This window comes from Mesorhizobium sp. WSM4898, assembly GCF_029625845.1.
Classification (GTDB): Bacteria; Pseudomonadota; Alphaproteobacteria; order Rhizobiales; family Rhizobiaceae; genus Mesorhizobium.
The window spans coordinates 943,281-962,918 of sequence record NZ_JARTVQ010000002.1; the positions used below are offsets into that span (position 1 = coordinate 943,281).

22 protein-coding genes are annotated in these 19,638 nt (G+C 63.4%); 10 read left to right on the forward strand and 12 right to left on the reverse strand.

The annotated features are described in order from the left end of the window. Window positions 1-23 precede the first annotated feature (23 nt). Complete coding sequence (locus tag P9228_RS12005; RefSeq protein ID WP_066994382.1) at window positions 24-959, forward strand: ribose-phosphate pyrophosphokinase; 936 nt, start codon at window positions 24-26, stop codon at window positions 957-959. Here P9228_RS12005 and P9228_RS12010 read toward each other — a convergent pair. Beyond that, a complete protein-coding gene (locus tag P9228_RS12010) occupies window positions 956-1,840 on the reverse strand; it encodes a helix-turn-helix transcriptional regulator (protein WP_095801665.1) in 885 nt (294 codons plus the stop codon). The two genes, P9228_RS12005 and P9228_RS12010, sit on opposite strands and share 4 nt — an antisense overlap. 131 nt (window positions 1,841-1,971) lie before the next feature. Here P9228_RS12010 and P9228_RS12015 point away from each other — a divergent pair, with 131 nt between their 5' ends. After that, window positions 1,972-3,201 carry an MFS transporter gene (locus P9228_RS12015; protein WP_176477688.1) on the forward strand — a complete coding sequence of 410 codons (1,230 nt, stop codon included), beginning with the start codon at window positions 1,972-1,974 and terminating at the stop codon, window positions 3,199-3,201. Between the two features lie 72 nt (window positions 3,202-3,273). On the opposite strand, the gene P9228_RS12020 is transcribed toward P9228_RS12015, so the two are convergent. Then, window positions 3,274-4,128 (reverse strand): alpha/beta hydrolase, encoded by an 855-nt coding sequence (locus P9228_RS12020; RefSeq protein ID WP_278053587.1) that lies wholly within the window; start codon window positions 4,126-4,128, stop codon window positions 3,274-3,276. A gap of 149 nt (window positions 4,129-4,277) precedes the next feature. On the opposite strand from P9228_RS12020, the gene P9228_RS12025 reads away from it, so the two are divergent. Further along, complete coding sequence (locus P9228_RS12025; protein ID WP_066994371.1) at window positions 4,278-4,721, forward strand: MarR family transcriptional regulator; 444 nt, start codon at window positions 4,278-4,280, stop codon at window positions 4,719-4,721. A gap of 105 nt (window positions 4,722-4,826) precedes the next feature. On the opposite strand, the gene P9228_RS12030 is transcribed toward P9228_RS12025, so the two are convergent. Continuing rightward, window positions 4,827-5,498 (reverse strand): glutathione S-transferase family protein, encoded by a 672-nt coding sequence (locus P9228_RS12030; protein ID WP_278053588.1) that lies wholly within the window; start codon window positions 5,496-5,498, stop codon window positions 4,827-4,829. Window positions 5,499-5,894: 396 nt separating this feature from the next. Here P9228_RS12030 and P9228_RS12035 point away from each other — a divergent pair, with 396 nt between their 5' ends. The 5 genes from P9228_RS12035 to P9228_RS12055 all read left to right on the forward strand — a co-directional run bounded on the left by P9228_RS12035 (window position 5,895) and on the right by P9228_RS12055 (window position 9,516). Continuing rightward, window positions 5,895-6,539 (forward strand): 50S ribosomal protein L25/general stress protein Ctc, encoded by a 645-nt coding sequence (locus tag P9228_RS12035; protein WP_066994365.1) that lies wholly within the window; start codon window positions 5,895-5,897, stop codon window positions 6,537-6,539. Between the two features lie 24 nt (window positions 6,540-6,563). Next, entirely contained in the window at window positions 6,564-7,286 is a 723-nt protein-coding gene (gene pth, locus P9228_RS12040; RefSeq protein WP_095801668.1) for an aminoacyl-tRNA hydrolase, read from the forward strand. A 94-nt stretch (window positions 7,287-7,380) separates the two neighbouring features. Beyond that, on the forward strand, window positions 7,381-8,484 hold the full coding sequence (ychF, locus tag P9228_RS12045; protein ID WP_095777301.1) for a redox-regulated ATPase YchF: 1,104 nt from the start codon (window positions 7,381-7,383) through the stop codon (window positions 8,482-8,484). Window positions 8,485-8,587: 103 nt separating this feature from the next. Further along, complete coding sequence (locus P9228_RS12050; protein WP_066994904.1) at window positions 8,588-9,049, forward strand: MaoC family dehydratase; 462 nt, start codon at window positions 8,588-8,590, stop codon at window positions 9,047-9,049. Beyond that, a complete protein-coding gene (locus P9228_RS12055; protein WP_067326553.1) occupies window positions 9,046-9,516 on the forward strand; it encodes a MaoC family dehydratase in 471 nt (156 codons plus the stop codon). The genes P9228_RS12050 and P9228_RS12055 overlap by 4 nt, the downstream gene beginning before the upstream one ends. A gap of 74 nt (window positions 9,517-9,590) precedes the next feature. Here P9228_RS12055 and P9228_RS12060 read toward each other — a convergent pair whose 3' ends face one another. The 6 genes from P9228_RS12060 to petA form a co-directional block, all read right to left on the reverse strand. Continuing rightward, a complete protein-coding gene (locus tag P9228_RS12060; protein WP_066994354.1) occupies window positions 9,591-10,136 on the reverse strand; it encodes an adenine phosphoribosyltransferase in 546 nt (181 codons plus the stop codon). Window positions 10,137-10,341: 205 nt separating this feature from the next. Further along, window positions 10,342-10,521, reverse strand: a complete 180-nt coding sequence (locus P9228_RS12065) for a hypothetical protein (protein WP_245460474.1) — start codon at window positions 10,519-10,521, stop codon at window positions 10,342-10,344. Then, window positions 10,493-11,038: a hypothetical protein gene (locus tag P9228_RS12070; protein WP_278053589.1), complete on the reverse strand. Its 546-nt coding sequence runs from the start codon at window positions 11,036-11,038 to the stop codon at window positions 10,493-10,495. The genes P9228_RS12065 and P9228_RS12070 overlap by 29 nt, the downstream gene beginning before the upstream one ends. A gap of 139 nt (window positions 11,039-11,177) precedes the next feature. Then, window positions 11,178-12,035 (reverse strand): cytochrome c1, encoded by an 858-nt coding sequence (locus P9228_RS12075; protein ID WP_095823271.1) that lies wholly within the window; start codon window positions 12,033-12,035, stop codon window positions 11,178-11,180. A 19-nt stretch (window positions 12,036-12,054) separates the two neighbouring features. Continuing rightward, entirely contained in the window at window positions 12,055-13,359 is a 1,305-nt protein-coding gene (locus P9228_RS12080; RefSeq protein ID WP_066994345.1) for a cytochrome b N-terminal domain-containing protein, read from the reverse strand. A gap of 17 nt (window positions 13,360-13,376) precedes the next feature. Beyond that, the gene (gene petA / locus P9228_RS12085; RefSeq protein WP_066994342.1) at window positions 13,377-13,937 is read right to left on the reverse strand and encodes a ubiquinol-cytochrome c reductase iron-sulfur subunit; all 561 of its coding nucleotides are present in this window, start codon (window positions 13,935-13,937) and stop codon (window positions 13,377-13,379) included. A 313-nt stretch (window positions 13,938-14,250) separates the two neighbouring features. Here petA and P9228_RS12090 point away from each other — a divergent pair, with 313 nt between their 5' ends. Together P9228_RS12090 and P9228_RS12095 are read left to right on the forward strand one after the other, a co-directional pair. Continuing rightward, the gene (locus tag P9228_RS12090; protein WP_127216747.1) at window positions 14,251-14,595 is read left to right on the forward strand and encodes a cupin domain-containing protein; all 345 of its coding nucleotides are present in this window, start codon (window positions 14,251-14,253) and stop codon (window positions 14,593-14,595) included. A gap of 91 nt (window positions 14,596-14,686) precedes the next feature. Continuing rightward, on the forward strand, window positions 14,687-15,541 hold the full coding sequence (locus tag P9228_RS12095; RefSeq protein ID WP_127245974.1) for an alpha/beta hydrolase: 855 nt from the start codon (window positions 14,687-14,689) through the stop codon (window positions 15,539-15,541). Here P9228_RS12095 and P9228_RS12100 read toward each other — a convergent pair. Genes P9228_RS12100 through P9228_RS12110 form a run of 3 tightly spaced genes read right to left on the reverse strand, consistent with a single transcriptional unit; the run spans window position 15,538 to window position 19,632 of the window. Next, on the reverse strand, window positions 15,538-15,849 hold the full coding sequence (locus tag P9228_RS12100) for a DUF6665 family protein (RefSeq protein ID WP_127216745.1): 312 nt from the start codon (window positions 15,847-15,849) through the stop codon (window positions 15,538-15,540). The two genes, P9228_RS12095 and P9228_RS12100, sit on opposite strands and share 4 nt — an antisense overlap. A gap of 10 nt (window positions 15,850-15,859) precedes the next feature. Further along, complete coding sequence (locus P9228_RS12105) at window positions 15,860-17,743, reverse strand: ABC transporter ATP-binding protein (RefSeq protein ID WP_127216744.1); 1,884 nt, start codon at window positions 17,741-17,743, stop codon at window positions 15,860-15,862. Continuing rightward, the gene (locus P9228_RS12110) at window positions 17,740-19,632 is read right to left on the reverse strand and encodes an ABC transporter ATP-binding protein (protein WP_278053595.1); all 1,893 of its coding nucleotides are present in this window, start codon (window positions 19,630-19,632) and stop codon (window positions 17,740-17,742) included. The genes P9228_RS12105 and P9228_RS12110 overlap by 4 nt, the downstream gene beginning before the upstream one ends. Window positions 19,633-19,638 lie beyond the last annotated feature (6 nt).

Below are 19,638 nucleotides of genomic sequence, written 5' to 3' on the forward strand. Positions count from 1 at the left end.
CCATCCTTCACCAGGAACGGTGCATGAAGCTTTTTGCGGGCAATTCCAACAGGGTGCTGGCCGAAGCGGTCGCTCGCTATCTCAACATCCCGCTGGGGAAGGCCAGCGTCAGGCGCTTCGCCGATCAGGAGATCTTCGTCGAGATCCAGGAGAACGTGCGCGGCGAGGATGTCTTCATCCTGCAGTCGACCTCCTATCCGACCAACGACCATCTGATGGAACTGCTCATCATGATGGACGCTTTCATGCGCTCCTCGGCAAGGCGCATCACGGCGGTCATTCCCTATTTCGGCTACGCCAGGCAGGACCGCCGCGCCTCAGGCCGCACCCCGATTTCGGCCAAGCTCGTCGCCAACATGATCACCCGCGCCGGCGCCGATCGCGTGCTGACGCTCGACCTCCACGCCGGCCAGATCCAGGGCTTCTTCGACATTCCGACCGACAATCTGTTCTCGGTGCCGGTGATGGCCCGCGACGTGAAGGCGAAATACAAGCAGCTCGGCAATGTCGTCGTCGTATCGCCCGACATCGGCGGCGTAGTGCGGGCGCGCGCGCTTGCAAAACGCTTCGATGCGCAGCTCGCCATCGTCGACAAGCGCCGCGAGCGGCCCGGCGAATCCGAGGTGATGAACATCATCGGCGCCGTCGCCGGCAAGGATTGCCTCTTGATTGACGACATCGTCGATTCCGGCGGCACGCTCTGCAACGCGGCCGATGCCTTGCTCGCCAACGGCGCGACCAGCGTCACTGCCTACATCACCCATGGCGTGCTCTCGGGCGGCGCGGTTGCCCGCATCAGTGGCTCGAAACTGCAGGAACTGGTGATCACCGATTCCATCCAGCCGAGCCAGGCCGTGCTCGACGCGCCCAACATCCGCGTCATCTCGATCGCCGACCTGATGGGCGAGGCGATCTCGCGCACGGCGACAGAAGAATCGGTCTCAAGCCTGTTCGACTAAGCCGCGGCGCTGCTGGCTTGAACCGGGCCGCTTGATCGCTTTGGCCCCTCGCCTGACTCGCGCGCGCCGCGCATATAGCCGCGCGGCGAGCTGCCGAGCATGCGCTTGAACATGGTGATGAACGCCGGCACGCTGTCATAGCCAAGATCGAGCGCCACCCTGGTGATGGGTTCGCCGTCGGCGAGCCTCGGCAGCGCCGCGAACAGGCAGGCCTGCTGGCGCCAAGTGGAAAGCGACAGCCCGGTCTGGCGGTGGAAGGCGCGTGTGAAGGAGCGCCGGCTCATGCCAGCGGCATCCGCCCATTCGTCGATCGTCGCATGTGGCGAGGGCGCCGCGACAAAGCGCCGGCAGAGCGCCGCGAGCTTCGGATCCGACGGAAGAGGCAGGCCGAGCGGCCGCTCCGGCAGGTTCGGTATCTCATGCAGCAAGAGCCCCATGATCAGCCCGGCGCGTCCTTCGAGCTCGCCGCCCTGAGGCAGCTTCTCCGATTCCACGATCAGACTGTGCATCAGCTCGGTAATGCCGACGACACGTAAGCCCTCCGGCAGGCCGGGAATTGCATCCGGCACCACATAAACCGAGCGCATCGAGACGTCGCCCAGCATCTCGACCGAATGCTCGATGCCGGCCGGTATCCACATCGCATGGTCGGGCGGCACCATCCAGCGACCGTGCCTGGTCGTCACCAGCACGACGCCGACAAGCGCATGCAGCAACTGGCTGCGGCTGTGGCGGTGCCGCGGCACGTGGTAGCCGTCGGGATATTCGGTCGGCAGCGCGACCGCCGGCCCGACCGCCTGCTCCAACCATTGCCAGCGGCTTTCATGCAGCCGGCCGAGCTCGGCGGCATCGCCCCTGAAGATTTCCCGGCCATGCGGCATTCGATGTGGCCCACTTGCGAAACTATTGGACCAAACCACGAAAGAAGTCGCCATTCAAGCCGATTATAAGACAAGCGGCCAATAAAGCTGGCTGGCTGCGGTTCGCCGCCAAAAAGACCCGGAGCATTGCCTTGACCGATACGACCGCCACCGCCGTCGCCACCCCAGCGCCGGCAAGCCACACCTCGGCGCAAGCGACGGCCTTCACCGTCATTCTTGCGGTGAGCTTCTGCCACTGCGTCAACGACATCATGCAGTCGCTGCTTTCGGCGATCTATCCGCTGCTCAAAGAGAATTACGGTCTCGATTTCTGGCAGATCGGCCTTCTTACGTTCACTTTCCAGGTGACGGCCTCGCTGTTGCAGCCTGTGATCGGCATGATCACCGACAAGCGGCCGATGCCCTATTCCTTGCCTTGGGGCATGGCCTCGTCACTGGTCGGGCTGGTGGTGCTCGCGCATGCCGGCCATTACTGGCTGCTCCTGATCGGCGCCTCGCTGATCGGTATCGGCTCGGCGATCTTCCATCCGGAATCCTCGCGCATCGCCCGCTTCGCCTCGGGCGGCCGCTTCGGTCTCGCGCAATCGCTGTTCCAGGTCGGCGGCAATTTCGGCCAGGCGATGGGCCCGCTGCTCGCCGCCTTCATCGTCGTGCCTTTCGGCCAGACGAGCATTTCCTGGTTCGCCGTCGGCTCGCTGATCGGCATCGTCGTGCTGTGGCAGGTTGGCGGCTGGTACAGCCGGCTGCGCGCCTCGATGGCCAGCCGCAAGCCGGCGGCTCACGTCTCGCCCTTCCCACGCAAAAAGGTCATGGGGGCACTGGCGGTGCTGACGCTGCTGGTGTTGAGCAAGAACGCCTATATCGCCTCGCTGTCCAGCTACTACACCTTCTACGCCATCCATAAGTTCGGCGTTTCGGTGCAGATGTCGCAGGTCATGCTCTTCCTGTTCCTCGGCGCCTCGGCGCTTGGCATCCTGCTCGGCGGCCCGTTCGGCGACCGCTACGGACAGAAGGCGATGATCTGGTTCTCGATCGTCGGCGTTCTGCCCTTCACGCTGGCGCTGCCTTACGCCAATTTGGAATGGACGATGGTGCTTACCGTTGTGATCGGCCTGATCCTGTCGTCGGCCTTCTCCAACATCGTCGTCTTCGCGCAGGAACTGGTTCCCGGCCGCGTCGGCATGATCGCCGGCATCTTCTTCGGCTTCGCCTTCGGCATGGGCGGCATCGCTGCGGCCGTGCTCGGCGTCATCGCCGACATGAAAGGCATCGACTTCGTCTACCACGTCTGCTCGTACCTGCCCTTCCTCGGCCTGCTGACCGTGTTCCTGCCGAACATGAAGGAGGCCAGGAAAGCCTGAGCCGGCCACTCCGGACGAGCTCCAGAGAGCAAAGCACCCGCGCGATGGCGGGTGCTTTTCTGGCGCTGGGACTCAGGCCTGGAAGAAAGCCAGGAGGTCGGCATTGATGACGTCCGCATGGGTCGTCGCCATGCCGTGCGGAAGGCCCTTGTAGACTTTGAGCTCGCCCTTCTTGAGCAGCTTGATCGCGAGCAGCGCCGAATCCGCGATCGGCACGATCTGGTCGTCGTCGCCATGCATGACCAGCACCGGTACGTCGATCTCCTCGGTGAAGTCGGTTTCCGAGAACGCCTTGATGCAGTCGTAATGCGCCTTGGCGCCGCCCATCATGCCCTGCCGCCACCAATTGTCGACCACACCTTCCGACACCGTCGCGCCTGGACGGTTGAAGCCGTAGAAAGGGCCGGCCGGAACGTCGCGGAAGAACTGGGCGCGGTTCGTCGTCAGCGCCGAGCGAAAGCCGTCGAACACTTCGATAGGCAAGCCGCCGGGATTGGCAGCGGTCTTGAGCATGATCGGCGGCACCGCGCCGATCAGCACAGCCTTGGCGACACGGCCTCCGGAACCGTACTGCGCGACATAGCGCGCCACTTCGCCACCGCCGGTCGAATGCCCGACATGGATGGCGTTCTTGAGGTCGAGATGCGCAACCAGCGCCGTCACATCGGCGGCGTAGGTGTCCATCTCATTGCCGGTGTCAGTCTGGCTGGAGCGGCCATGGCCGCGGCGGTCATGGGCGATGACCCGATAGCCCTTGGAGAGGAAGAACAGCATCTGGGCATCCCAGTCGTCGCTGCTCAGTGGCCAGCCATGGTGGAAGACGACCGGCTGACCGGTGCCCCAATCCTTGTAGTAGATCTGCGTGCCGTCGTTGGTGGTGATCGTGCCGCTGCCCGAGCCGGCCTTCGCATGTGAAGCTTCAGTCATCTCAATCTCCGTTTTAGGTGTCGCGATAAATGATATCGCGATAATGATGTGTCTAGCGCAACAATGACTTCTTGTCCACGATAATATGTATCGCGATATGATTTTTTGTGCTAAAGAGCCTCACGACGTCGACAAAGGATCATGGCGCGATGCCTCTGCCCCTGGACAATCAGCTCTGTTTCGCGCTCTACGCCACGAGCATGGCGATCAACCGTACCTACAAGCCCATGCTCGACGAGATGGGGATCACGTATCCCCAGTATCTCGTGCTCAATGCGCTTGGAGAGGCCGATGGCATGTCGGTCGGCACCATAGCGCGCCGGCTGGCGCTGGAATCGAGCACCGTCACCCCGCTCGTCAAGCGCATGGAGCAGGCGGGTCTGGTGACCCGCCAGCGCAGCCACGACGATGAGCGGCAGGTGCAGGTCGATCTCACCGCGGCAGGCCGGGCGCTGCTCACGCAATGCAGCTGTCTGGGCGAAACGCTGGTCGAGCGTTCAGGCATGACCTCGGCCGAGATCGATGCTCTCACGCGAAAAGTCCGGGCGTTGCGCGATGCGTTGAGCGGCGACCAATCGGCTGATGCTGCCTGACCTCCAAACGCCGGACAAAGTCCAGTGCAGGCCACGGCCCGCGTCCCATCGCAGGGGCGAGCCATTTCCGCCGCGGCTTGGCAGCCATCCTCGACAATGGTCCTTTCAAGACGGAACGTTCAAAGTACTTGCTTGCTCCTCGCTGCTGACCGGCGGCAGTTGCGGCGCATCCAGCCCCTGGAACGGGTCGCGCCAGGCATCGATATGCTCGATCCGCCGATACCAGCGGCTGAGCGATGGATAGTCATCGAGCGGCAACCGGGCAGCATCGTTGAACGCGAGAAAGGTCGCCATACGAAAGTCGGCATAGCAAACCGAATTGCCGACCAGCCATTGGCGCCCGCAAAGCTCTGCTTCAAGGATGGCGGCTGTCATGTGGAACTGCCTCAGCCCCTCCTCGACCAATGCCTTGTCGATCGGCCCCAGTCCCCAGCGCTGTTTCGTGCCGCGCTCGAAATGCACCATGTCGCAGGCCCTGACGAAATTCTCCTTGCCCCAGCTCAGCCAGCGGATCATCTGCGGCTCGTCGTCGCCGGTGCGCCAGAAATCCGAATGCATGTCGCGCGAGAGCCGGCAGGCGATCGCATCGGCTTCCCAGAGGCTCCATCCTGGGCCGACCAGGATAGGCAAAGTCAAATTGGGGTTCAGCGCGCGGTAGCGCTCGGCCTGCCCCGGCGCCATGGGCGAGGCGAATTCGAAGGCGACATCGGCCTTCAGATAGCGCGCCGCCGCGACCGCGAGGCGAGGATTGGGATTGCGGCTAAACAGTAGTTTCATGTCAATCTCCAGTCCTTCGATTGCCTGCCAAGGACGTTTGAAACCAGCCCGATGCTACATGACGCATGCGGGCGGGACCCGGCGCAACTCGCCAGATCCGACTTTGCAGCGAAGCAACGCGTCGGCTATGCCTCCCCGACTGGATATCATCGCGCAGCCTGGCCGAGCCTTCCCGTTCAACGGCTTGCGCCCCTGCCCGCCTTCCGCTATAGAGCCGCCACCCGCGTAGACACCCTTGGAGGCAACGCGGAGGAAGGCCGGCCAGGCCTGCATGATCCCCGAAGCGTTTGGACAGCCAAAAGCGTTGGATCGACCATGCAAGACCGCGACGGCTTTCGACGTTTACGGATGGGCTTGCCCGCCGCGAACGCTCCATAACACGCGAAAGGAAATGCCATGAGCCACGAGGCTTACGAGCTCAAGGCCGAAGCGCGCGAACAGGTCGGTAAGGGGTCCGCCCGTGCAGTTCGCCGCAACGGCAAAGTGCCTGCAGTTATTTACGGCGACAAGCAGCCCCCCCTGGCGATCGCCCTCAACTACAAGGACATCTTCTACAAGATCCACGGCGGCGGGTTTCTGACCACGATCGCTACGATCGATGTCGACGGCAAGAAGATCCAGGTCCTGCCGAAGGATTTTCAGCTCGATCCGGTCAAGGACTTCCCGGTCCATGTCGACTTCCTGCGCATCGGCAAGGACACCGAGGTCAATGTCGACGTGCCCGTCCACTTCATCAATGAGGACAAGTCGCCCGGCATCAAGCGCGGCGGCGTGCTCAACATCGTTCGTCACGAAGTCGAGTTCCACTGCCCTGCCAACGCGATCCCGGAATTCATCACCGTCGATCTCGCCGGCACCGAAATCGGCGACTCGATTCACATTTCGGCGGTTGCCCTGCCGGCCGGCGTCAAGCCGGTGATCTCCGATCGCGACTTCACCATCGCGACCATCGCCGGCTCCGCGGCAATGAAGCCGGAGACGGAGGAGACTGCCGAAGCGGCGGCGCCGGAAGCTGAGGCCGCTGAGGCCGAAGAGAAGTAATTCTCTCGGCGCCAGGAGACGACGATGCTTGTCTTTGCAGGCCTCGGCAATCCGGGCGCGAAATATCAGAACAACCGGCACAATGTCGGCTTCATGGCGGCGGACGCGATAGCCCGCCGCCATTCCTTTTCGCCCTGGTCGAAGAAGTTCCAGGGCCTGATCGCCGAGGGCGCCCTGGGCGGCGAGAAGATCCTTTTGATCAAGCCGCAGACCTTCATGAATTTATCCGGCCAGTCGGTCGGCGAGGCGTTGCGCTTCTACAAACTCGATGCCGCCGCCCTCACCGTCTTCTACGACGAGATCGACCTTGCCTCCGGCAAGCTCAGGGTCAAGGTCGGCGGCGGTTCCGGCGGCCACAACGGCATCCGATCGCTCGACCAGCATGTCGGCAATGCCTATCGCCGGGTGCGCATCGGCGTCGGCCATCCCGGCGTCAAAGAGATGGTGCACGGCCATGTGCTCGGCGATTTCGCCAAGGCCGACCGTGAATGGCTCGACGTGTTGCTCGACGCGATCGCCGACGACGCCGCGCTGCTGGCCAAGGGCGACGACAACTCCTTCATGAACCGCATCACCCTGGCGCTGCGCGAGAAGCTCGTGCCGACCGGCGATGACGATCGGCCTCCGCCCAAGGCGCCAAAACAGCAGAGCCATATCCGCCAGGCCCGCCCGCAGCAGCCGCCGGCGAAGGTTCCCGAGAGCGGGCCGATGGCCGCGATGCTGAAGAAGCTGTTCGGAAAAGACTGAGCGTCGAAACGATCATGCCAAGGGCTTGACGATCGTCCGCGCTTTCGCCCATAGCCCTCACCAAATCTCGAATTCCCGATAGGACCGGACGAACATGGGTTTCAAATGTGGCATCGTTGGCTTGCCCAACGTCGGCAAGTCGACGCTGTTCAACGCGTTGACCAGGACGGCTGCCGCGCAGGCCGCCAACTATCCTTTCTGCACCATCGAGCCGAACACCGGCGAGGTGGCGGTTCCGGACCCGCGGCTGCAGAAGATCGCCGCGATCGGCAAGTCGAAGGAGATCATCCCGACCCGCATCTCCTTCGTCGACATTGCCGGACTGGTGCGCGGCGCCTCCAAGGGCGAAGGTCTGGGCAACCAGTTCCTCGCCAACATCCGCGAGGTCGACGCCATCGTGCATGTGCTGCGCTGCTTCGAGGATGACGACATCACCCATGTCGAGGGCCGCATCGATCCGGTCGCCGACGCCGAGACCGTCGAGACCGAGCTGATGCTCGCCGATCTCGAAAGCCTGGAGCGCCGCATCGTGCAGGTCCGCAAGCGCGCCGCCGGCAAGGACAAGGAAGCAATGACCGTTCTGCCGATGATGGAGGCGGCGCTCGAACTGCTGCAGGCAGGTCGCCCGACCCGCGTCCTGCTCAATGGCATCGCGGCGGAGGATCTGCGCATCCTGCAGGGCCTGAACCTGCTCACATCGCATCCCGTGCTCTATGTCTGCAACGTCGCTGAGGCGGACGCTGCCACGGGAAACGAGCATACAAAGGCGGTGGAGAAGATGGCCGCCGCGCAGGGCGCCGGCACGGTGGTGATCTCGGCGGCGATCGAGGCGGAAGTTGCCCAGCTTTCCGACGAGGAGGAAATGGAGTTCCTCGCCTCGATCGGCCTTGACGAGCCGGGCCTCAACAAGGTGATCCGCGCCGGCTACGAGCTCTTGCATCTGATCACCTATTTCACCGTCGGGCCGAAGGAGACGCGCGCCTGGACGATCCACAAGGGCGATAAGGCACCGCAAGCTGCCGGCGTCATTCACACCGACTTCGAACGTGGTTTCATCCGCGCCCAGACGATCTCCTACAACGACTTCGTCACGCTCGGCGGCGAAGTGGCGGCCAAGGAAGCCGGCAAGGCGCGCGACGAAGGCAAGGAGTATGTCGTCCAGGACGGCGACATCATGCTGTTCAAGTTCAACACCTGAGTGCCTGGCTGGCTCACCAGAAAGGACTTGACCAAATTGGCTCGGGCCTCCATCCGGGATGCCCGACCTTCGGGATCACGCGTTCGTCAACCGGATTGCCGACATGACCGGAAAGACCTGGGCCTATGAGGATTTCGTCGAGGGCGCCTCGCTCGACCTCGGCAGCAAGAATGTGAGCGCCGCCGAGATCATCGAGTTTGCCAGCGAATTCGATGCCCAGCCGATGCATCTCGACGAGGCGGCCGGCAAGGCCAGCATCCTGGGCGGCCTTTCGGCTTCGGGCTGGCACACTTGCGCGATGTTCATGCGCATGCTGTGCGATGCCTTCCTGCTCGATTCGACCTCGCAAGGCTCACCCGGCATCGAGCACGTCAAATGGAAGAAGCCGGTTCTGGCCGGTGACCGTCTCACCGGCAAGGTCACCGTGCTTTCCAAGCGCCAGTCCAAGTCGCGGCCGCAGATCGGCCTCGTCAGCATGCGCAGCGAGCTGTTCAACCAGCGCGGCGAATGCGTCTTCGAGCTTGAGAACACCGGCATGTTTCTGACCCGCGGGGCCGTCGCGTGACCCTGGACGAGTATTTCCTCATCGGCCAAACCGTCACCCTCGGCGCGCACAAATTCGAGGCCGACGAGATCAAGGCGTTCGCCAGGAAATACGATCCGCAAATCTTCCATGTCGACGAGGAGGCGGCGAAGGAGAGCATGCTTGGCGGTCTCTGCGCCTCCGGCTGGCACACCGCCGCCACCTGGATGAAATACAACCTCGAAAAGCGCATGGAGACCGAGGGCGTGCGTTGGACCGGTCCCGGCCCGCAGCCCGAATTCGGCCCCTCGCCCGGGTTTCGCAACCTCAAATGGCTGAAGCCGGTCTATGCCGGCGAAACCGTGACCTTCACCCGCACAGCGCTTGCCCATCGACCCCTTGCTGGCCGCCCCGGCTGGAGCCTGCTCACGCTGCGTTCCGAAGGTTTCGACTCCAGCGGCGATAAGGTTATCGAGTTCGACAGCGCGGTGCTGGTGAAGGTGGAGTAGCGAATGGTGAATAGTGAATGGTGACTAGTGAACCATTCCCTATTCACGACTCACTATTCACCATTCAACACTGATCAATGCCCCTCGAAGCCGATCAGCGTCCTTACCGGCACGCCGAGAGCTTCCAGTTTCTGGCGCCCGCCGAGATCCGGCAGGTCGATGACGAAGCAGGCGGCAACGATGTCGGCGCCGATCTGCCTGAGCAGCTTGACGGCCGCCTCCGCCGTGCCGCCGGTGGCGATCAGATCGTCGACCAGGATCACCTTCTCGCCTTGCGAGACGCCGTCCTTGTGCATCTCCATCTCGTCCAGACCGTATTCGAGGCTGTAGGCGACGCGCACGGTCTCGTAAGGCAGCTTGCCCTTCTTGCGGATCGGGACGAAACCCGCCGAAAGCTGATGCGCCACTGCGCCGCCCAGGATGAAGCCGCGCGCCTCGATGCCGGCGATCTTGTCGATCTTCAGCCCGGCGTAAGGATGAACAAGCTCGTCGATTGCCCGGCGAAAGGCGCGAGCGTCGCCGAGCAGCGTGGTGATATCGCGAAACAGGATGCCGGGTTTGGGGTAATCCGGAATGGTGCGGATGGCCGCAAGCAGCGTGTCTTCGAGCGAGGGTTTCATGAGACGAGCTCCGCGTGTCCGGCTGTCGGGTATAACGGCGTCGACGCGCCCGGCGCAACGCAACCAACAACGGCTACCGCGATGGAGCCCGGGAGACAAGCGCATCCGGCAAAGGATCGGCATCGCCTGCCTTGCTCCCGTGCCGGCGCCGCAAGCGAAAAGGGCGCCCGCTGGCGCCCTCGCAGAAACGTCGGCGACGGACGGCTCACATGCCGAGGTCGGACCGCAGCTCGGATCGCGCCACCTCGAACTCGGTCTTGAAATCGGGCCGGCTGAGCAGGACCGCGGCGATCGCGCTGCCGGAAATCTTGCCCATCTCGACATCCGACGGATAATGGATGCCGCCGACCACGCGGTTATGGGCATATTCGGCCGCGCGGGCCATGATCTCGGGCCGCTTCTCCGGCACCATGTCGGACAGGATGTTGCCCATCATGGTGCCGACCCGTCGCATGGCCCGACGGCCAGGAACCGGAATTCGACAGCTCCACCGCTGGTTTGACCAGATCACTGAGCTGGTGCGGACGCGGCCGCTTCCAGACGTCCTTGGCCGGATCGGCGACCGCGCCTTCGGTAGCCACCACGCGGTCGAAGAAGGCGCTGAACTTCGGCAGCGTCTCCTTGCTGAATTTCGGTCCCATGACATCGGCGAAACGCCAGACATCCTCTTCGGCATCGGCGATAGCACGCTTTTCCATTTCGGGCGTTCGCGTCACTTGCAGGGTCAGCACCTCGCCGAGTTCTGCCTTGGTCTCGGCCGAATCATTGGCCGGCGGCGGCGGCAGGATCATCGTCAGGTCGATGTCCTTGTTGGTGACGAAGGGCTGGGCGTCCTGGGCGCGGACTGCCGAGGAGGCGACAAGAAGCAGCACCACGGCTGCAAGCGGCGCAAATCTTTTCATGGGGACGATCCTTTGAGGTGAGCCAACGCAGGATCGCGATGCGCAATGACAGCCATGTGACACGGCCGGATCAAAGCGGTCCCGAAATTGAAAAGGGCGCCTTTGCGGCGCCCCTCGAAAGTGTCTGACCGATCGCGGTTCAGTGCGCCACTTCGGCCCACACCTTGCGCTTGGTCAGGTAGACCAGCGCGCCGAACAGCAGCAGGAACACCAGCACGCGGAAGCCGGTCTTCTTGCGCTCTTCGAGATGCGGCTCGGCGGCCCACATCAGGAACGCCGACACGTCGCGCGAATACTGGTCGACCGTCTGCGGCGAGCCGTCGTCATAGGTCACCTGGCCGTCCGAAAGCGGTTTCGGCATCTTCAGCGACACGCCGGACAGGAAGTATGGATTGTAGTGCGTGCCTTCGGGGATGACCATGCCGGCCGGCGGCGCCTGGTCGTAGCCGGTGAGCAGCGAGTGGATGTAGTCCGGGCCGCCCTGAGCATACTGGGTGAAAATGTCGAAGATGAAACGCGGAAAGCCGCGCTCGACACCGCGCGCCTTGGCGAGCAGCGACATGTCGGGCGGAGCGGCGCCGCCATTGGCGGACGCGGCGGCCTGTTCGTTCGGGAACGGCGACGGGAAGTGATCCGACGGCTTGCCCGGGCGGTCGAACATGTCGCCGGCATCGTTCGGGCCGTCATGGATGGTGTACTCGGCGGCAAGCGTCTTGATCTGCGCTTCCGAGTAGCCGAGGCCTTCCAGCGTGCGGAACGCCACCAGGTTCATCGAGTGGCAGGCCGAGCAGACTTCCTTGTAGACCTTCAGGCCGCGCTGCAGCTGGGCCTTGTCGTAGGTGCCGAACGGCCCGGCGAAGCTCCAGCTCATTTCCTTCGGTTCATTGATCGGGAAATGCGTCGGGGCAGCCGCGTTGTGTTCCTCTTCGGCTGCGATGGCAGCGGTGCCCGCGACCACCAGGCCAAGCAGCGCCAGCGAGGTGAGAATCTTCTTCATGCCAAATCCCCTCAGATTCTCAGCCCTTGGTTTCCGGCGCGCTGACCGCGCCTGCCGGATGCCCGCCGGCTCCCTTGTTTTTCTTTTCCAGCACTGCCTCGGTGATCGAGTTCGGCAGCCGCCGCGGTGTCTCGATCAGGCCGAGCACCGGCATGACGACCAGGAAGAAGGCGAAGTAGAACAGCGTCGCCATCTGCGCCATGAACACGTAAGAGCCTTCCGCCGGCTGCGAGCCCAGCCACCCGAGCAGGATGGCGTCGGCCACGAACAGCCAGAAGAACAGTTTGTACCAGGGCCGGTAGACCGCCGAGCGGACCTTGGAGGTGTCGAGCCACGGCACCAGGAACAGCATGGCTATGGCGCCGAACATGCACAGCACGCCGCCGAGCTTGGAGTTGATCGGCCCGATGTTGAAGGTGATGGCGCGCAGGATCGCGTAGAACGGCAGGAAGTACCATTCCGGAACGATGTGGGCCGGGGTCTTCAGCGGATTGGCGACCGTGTAGTTGTCCGGATGGCCGAGGTAGTTCGGCAGGTAGAAGACGAAATAGGCGAAGAAGAACAGGAACACGATCATGCCGAACGCGTCCTTGATGGTCGCATAGGGCGTGAAGGCGACGGTGTCGGTCTTCGACTTGACCTCGATGCCGGTCGGGTTCGACTGGCCGACGACATGCAGCGCCCAGACGTGCAGCACGACGACGCCGGCGATCATGAACGGCAACAGGTAATGCAGGGCGAAGAAGCGGTTCAGCGTCGGATTGTCGACGGCGAAGCCGCCGAGCAGCAGTTCCTGGATCCAGTTGCCGACCAGCGGGATTGCGCTGAAGAAGCCGGTGATGACGGTGGCGCCCCAGAAGCTCATTTGTCCCCATGGCAGCACATAGCCCATGAAGCCGGTCGCCATCATCAGGAGGTAGATGATGCAGCCGAGGATCCAGAGCAGCTCGCGCGGCGCCTTGTAGGAGCCGTAGAACAGCCCGCGGAAGATGTGGATGTAGACGGCCACGAAGAAGAACGAGGCGCCGTTGGAATGGAGATAGCGCAACAGCCATCCCGAATTCACGTCGCGCATGATCTTCTCGACCGAATCGAAGGCGAGTGTGGTGTCGGACGTGTAGTGCATGGCCAGCACGATGCCGGTGAGGATCTGCGATACCAGCATGATCGACAGGATGCCGCCGAACGTCCACATGTAGTTGAGGTTGCGCGGCACCGGATAGGCAATGAAGCTGTCATAGACAAGCCGGGGAAGCGGCATACGGGCGTCGAACCAGCGTCCGAGGCCCGTCTTCGGTGTGTAGGTGGAGTGTCCCTCGCTCATCGAAATATCCCCCTGCCTCAACCGATAAGGATCTTGGTATCGGAAATGAATTTAAACACCGGGATCGCCATGTTCTCCGGCGCCGGACCTTTGCGGATGCGGCCGGCGGTGTCGTACACCGAGCCGTGGCACGGGCAGAACCAGCCGCCGAAATCGCCTTCCTGGCCGAGCGGGATGCAGCCGAGATGGGTGCAGACCTGCACCATGACCATCCAGGCTTCCTTGCCGGGCGTGGTCCGGTTGGCGTCGGTCGCCGGCGCATCGGCCGGCAAGTTGGCATTGCGGGCGATCGGATCCTTGAGATCGTTGAGGCTAACCGCCGCGCCGTCCTTCATTTCCTTGTCGGTGCGGTTGCGCACCACGACCGGCTTGCCGCGCCACTTGACGACCAGCGAGCTGCCGGGCTGCAGCGAGGAGACATCGACCTCGACAGAAGCCAGCGCCAGCGTCGAGGCATCCGGCTGCATCTGGTCGATGAACGGCCAGGCGACGGCCCCGGCGCCGACCACGCCGGCCATGCCAGTGGCGATGTAGAGAAAATCGCGACGGTTGGGATCGTGGATGTCGGTTGCGCTCACGGGTGCCTGATCCTTTCGCCTCTTTCCGTGCCGGCGGCCGAGCCTTGTCCCCGCTCAATCGCGCCGGCCCGACAGCGCATGGCGAACAGGCTAGCGAATTCCTCCGGCATTTGGAGGTTCGGTTTATGCGTGAAGCCCGTTTTTGTCCAGACGCGTGGAGGCACAAGGGCACATTGTCGCGGGCACATGCCGCGGCCCGCGCAACGGCTTGATGATCGGGCCGCCGAACAGCGCTAAATAGCGCCAACTTCAGCGGTAAATCGGAACTCCGCTTGCCTCGACAGCAACCGCCGGCCCGGTCTATTGTCGAGCCATGGCGCATGTCATCGACCGCGACAAATGGGCGAGCACTCCCGACCGTTGGCAAGGTGAGCTGCAATGCGGCGCATTTGGCTCCAACTCCTGCCTGATCTTCAATTATCAGCCCGAGATCGGCGGCGGCCCGCGTCTGCATAAGCATCCTTACGCGGAGATCTTCGTCATCCGTTCCGGCACCGGCCTGTTCACGGTCGGCGATCGGCAGATAACGGCCACCGCAGGCCAAATTCTGATCGTGCCGGCCGAGACGCCGCACAAATTCACCAATCTCGGCCCCGGTCCGCTCGAGACCACCGACATCCACGAGAACGGCAGCTTCATCACCGAATGGCTGGAGTGATGCGGCTTATTCGAGAGACAGGCCCTGTCCGCGGACCGATTCCCGCCTAGTTCTGTCGGTCGGAGCGATCGGACAGGTGAAGGCCGGGCGGATGGAAACTTCCAGCATCGAGGTTGAAGGACTGACCATTGCGATCCGCGAAGCCGGGCCACGGGATGCGCCCGGCCTCGTGCTGCTCCACGGCTGGCCTCAAAGTTCCCATGCCTTCGAGAACGTGATCGGTCGGCTGGCCACCGATCAGCGCGTGATCGCGCCGGACCTGCCGGGTATAGGCGGCTCGCAAGGCACGCGCAAAACCGGTGAGAAAGCCCATCTGGCCAGGGTGATAGCGGCCTTGATTGACGCCTGCGGCCTGCGACAGGTCATGGTGGCCGGCCATGATGTCGGCGGCCAGATCGTCTTCGCGCTTTTGCGCAACCATCCGGAAATCCTCTCCGCCGCTGCGATCATGGATGTTGTCGTTCCGGGCGTGGCGCCGTGGGACAAGGTCATCCGCAATCCAAACCTCTGGCATTTCGCCTTTCACGCGGTTCCTGCTCTCCCGGAACTGCTGGTTGGGGGTCACGAGCGCGCCTATTTCGACTTCTTCTTCGACACCCTTTCGAACGAGAAATCCGCCATCCCGGCCGAAGCAAGAGACATTTACGCCAAGGCCTATTCGCGGCCGGAAAGCCTCAAGGCGGGCTTCGGCTGGTACCGCGCCTTTTCCGAGGACGCCAAGGCCAATGCCGTTCCGCCGGCAAGCCCGATCGATACGCCGGTGCTCTGCCTCAGGGGCGCTGCCGAGACCGGCGAGATCACCGATTACCTCAATGGCTTGAAGGCCGCCGGCCTCTCCAATGTCGAGGGCGACATCATCCCCGATAGCGGGCACTTCGTCGCCGATGAGAATCCCGGAGCGCTCGCCTTGCGCCTGGCGCGCTTTCGGAAGGAAGTCAGCGCTTAGCTGGCGCCGAGCCTGGCCAGCACCGCCCGCGGGATGTCGTATTCGCGGATGACGGCGTCATGCTTGCGCAGCCCGCAGAGTTCGCGCTGGATGAAATAGGCGTGGACGGCTTCTGCCGCTTCTTTCAGCAGCCGGTTGCGGTCCCCGCCTTCCCCATTTTCGCGCAGCTTCGCCAAGGCCTCGTCGACGCGCTGGCCGGCGCGACCGAGGGCGGCCGCCTTTTCAGCGAGTATTTCGTGGCCGAGCAGATCGAGAGCGCTTTCCTGCGCTCCTGACCGTCCGAAATTGCTGGGCATTCTGACCGACATGGCTGCGTTTCTACTCCGCCGGGCGCGTCTCTTCCAGCGCGCTTTCCTCATTGAAGAGGAAGCCGCCGGACTGCCGTTTCCAGAGCCGTGCATAAAGACCGTCCAGCGCCACCAGCTCGTCATGCGTGCCTTCTTCGACGATGCGGCCGCCGTCGAGCACGACCAGCCGGTCGAGCGCTGCGATGGTGGAAAGCCGGTGGGCGATGGCTATGACGGTCTTGTTCTCCATCAGCCTTGCCAGGTTTTCCTGGATCGCCGCCTCGATGTCGGAATCGAGTGCCGAGGTCGCCTCGTCTAGGATGAGGATCGGCGCATCCTTGAGGAAGAGGCGGGCGATCGCCACACGCTGGCGCTGGCCGCCGGAGAGCTTGACGCCGCGCTCGCCGACATAGGCTTCGTAGCCAAGGCGCTCGCGATTGTCGCGCAGCCCCATGATGAAGTCATGCGCCTCGGCTTTGCGCGCCGCGGCGATCACCTCGGCGTCGGTAGCGTCCGGCATGCCGAGCTTGATGTTGTCGCGCAGCGAGCGGTGGAACAGCGCCGTGTCCTGGCTGACCACGCCGATATTGGCGCGCAGCGAATTCTGCGTCACACGGGCGATATCCTGGCCGTCGATCAGGATCCTGCCGCCCTCGAGGTCGTAAAGGCGCAGGATGAGATTGGCCAGCGTCGTCTTGCCGGCGCCGGACGGACCGACAAGCCCGACCTTCTCGCCTGGACGCACGACGAGGTCGATGCCCTCGAGGACCCCTGCCCCTTTCCCGTAGTGGAAGGTGACGTTCTTGAGGTCGATGCGGCCACCCGCAACCACCAGCTCCTTGGCATCCGGGGCGTCGGTCAGGCCGAGCGACTGCGAGATCAGCGCCTTGGAATTTTCCAGCACGCCGAGATTCCTGAGGATACTGTTGAGCTGCATCATCAGCCGTCCCAGCAGCATATTGAGCCTCAGCACAAGCGAGAGCGTGAAGGCGACGGCGCCGACGGTGATCGAGCCTTCCACCCACAGATAGACTGCAAAGGCGGCGATCGCCGTGATCATGATGCCGGAAAGCGTCGTCAGCGCCACGCGCACACCGGTCAGCCGCCGCGTGAAGGGCCGCAGCGCATCGAGATAGATGTCGAAGCCGTTGCGGATGTAGCGGTCGTCGCCGTCGGCCGCGAACAGCTTCAGCGTCTGCACATTGGAATAGGAATCGACGAAGCGGCCGGTGATCATCGAGCCGGCTTCGGCGGTCGCCTCGGCATGCTTGCGGATTGCCGGCAGATGGAGCCTGGCCAGCCAGCCGAAGGCGACGATCCAGATCACCACCAGCGCCGCCAGCCTGAGGTCGAGGCCGGCGACCAGCGCCAGCGTCGTCACCGTGTAGACGATCATGAACCAGACGACTTCGATGAAGCTTTCCATGAGGTCGCCAGTGGCCTGCCCCGCCTGCCAGACCTTGGTGGCGATACGCCCGGCGAAGTCGTTTTGGAAGAAGGCGTAGGACTGGCGAGAGACATGCCGGTGCGCCTGCCAGCGCACCAGGCTGTAGAAGCCCGGCGTGATCGTCTGCTCGTCGACCAGCGCCGAAAGGCCGACCACCAGCGTGCGGATGATCAGCACCACCGCGCCCATGAACAGCAGCTCCGGCCCGGCGGCTGCCCACAGCGCGTGCCAGCTGCGTTCGCCGGGAAGCTGGTCGAGGATATCGACCAGCCGTCCGACGAAATAGAACAGCCCGGCCTCGACCAGCGGCGCGATGCCGCCGATGATCAGCATGGCAAAGAAGGCGAGCTTCGCTTGCCCGACATAGTGCCAGAGGAAGCCGCCGACGCTGGCAGGTGGACGAAGGTTCGTCGGCTCGCGGAACGGGTAGACCCAGCTTTCGAACCAGCGATAGACGGCCTTCATCATTCCGCGGCTTCACCTTTCGTCGGCAGATCGTCGGCCGCCTGCTTTTCCTCGAGCAGGAAGCCGCCCGACTGGCGCCGCCAGAGCTGGGCATAGAGCCCGCCCTTGGCGATCAACGCCTCATGCGAGCCGTCCTCGACGATGCGGCCCTTGTCCATGACGACGAGCCGATCCATTGCCGCGATGGTCGACAGACGGTGGGCGATGGCGATGACCGTCTTGCCCTGCATGAGCTTGTAGAGGTTCTCCTGGATAGCGGCCTCCACCTCGGAATCGAGCGCAGACGTAGCTTCGTCGAGAATGAGGATCGGCGCGTCCTTCAGCATAACGCGGGCAATGGCGATGCGTTGCCGCTGGCCGCCGGACAGCTTCACGCCGCGCTCGCCGACGAGCGCCTCATAGCCGCTTTGCCCATGCGGATCGGTCAGCCCCGCGATCACATCGTCGATCTGCGCGGCCTTGGCGGCGCTGAACATCGCCTCATCGCTGGCGGACTGTCGTCCATATTTGAGGTTCTCGCGAACGGATCGATGCAGGAGCGACGTATCCTGATTGACGAAGCCGATCGCCGCGCGAACGCTTTCCTGCGAGACGTTGCGGATGTCCTGTCCGTCGATCAGCACCTTGCCGTCCTGCACGTCGAACAGCCGCAGCACGAGATTGACCAGTGTCGACTTGCCGGCCCCGGAACGGCCGATCAGGCCGACCCGCTCGCCCGGCGCGATCTTCAGCGACAGATTGTCGATGACGCCGCCTTTGCCGTCCTTGCGCCAATAGTTGAAGTTCACCTGCTCGAACTCGATGCCGCCGGCTTTGACCACGAGGGCCGGCGCGTCCTGCTGGTCCTGCATGGTGATGGGGCGCGCGATCGTCGTCATCGAATTGCTGGCGACGCCGATCTGCCGGAAGACGTTGGCGCCGACATCGAGAATCCTGCCGGAAATGTTGGCGATCTGCAGCGCGAACGGTATCGCCGTCGCCACGGCCGCCGTGGTCATGGCGCCGGCGTTCCAGCCGGCCAGCGCCAGCCAGCTTATGGCGATAAGCAGCGCAGCGTTGAGGACGAACAGGGCCGACCACATCAGTGTGAAAACGCGCATCAGCTGATAAAACGTGTCGGCGTGCTCGACGACGGCTTGCGAGACATATTTGTCTTCGTGCTCGCCGGTCGAGAATGTCTTGAGCGTCAGGATGTTCGTGTAGCTGTCGACCATGCGGCCGCTCACCTGCGACCACCGCTCCGACAGTTGGGACGAGCGCTGGGTGATCCTCGGCATCGCAAACCAGAAGATCATGCAATAGAACACCAGCCAGGCCGCCACCACAGCCAGAAGAAGCGGGTCGAGCCGCGCCAGCACAACGATGGCGACCGCGACGAAGACCAGCGCGTACCAGACGGCATCGACGGTGAGATTGACGCTCATCTCCACCGAGTCGCCGCTTTGCATGACCTTCGTTCCGATGCGGCCGGCGAAGTCGTTCTGGAAGAATGACCAGTCCTGACGCACGACATGCCAATGGCTTTGCCAGCGGATGAGGTCGATGAGGTTCGGTGCGATGGCGTGGTTCCGGATGAGCGCGTCGATAACCATGGACAGCGGACGCAGCAGCACGACGATCGCCATCATGACGAGCAGCGGCCCATGCGCGGCGAAGAAATCGCCCGGCCTGGTGTTGGAGAGCAGGCCCACGATCAGGCCGACGAAAATCGGCAGCATCGCGTCCACTATTGCCGCGACGGCAACGATGATCATGCGCAGCCAATAGGCGGCGCGAAACTGTCTTATGAAATACCAGTAGAACCGCCAAAGTCCCATTGGCGGCTGCCTGTCTTCGGCCAGCGCCACCGGCGAATAGTGGCTTTCGAACCAGGTGAAGATGCGGTCGAACATTTTTCT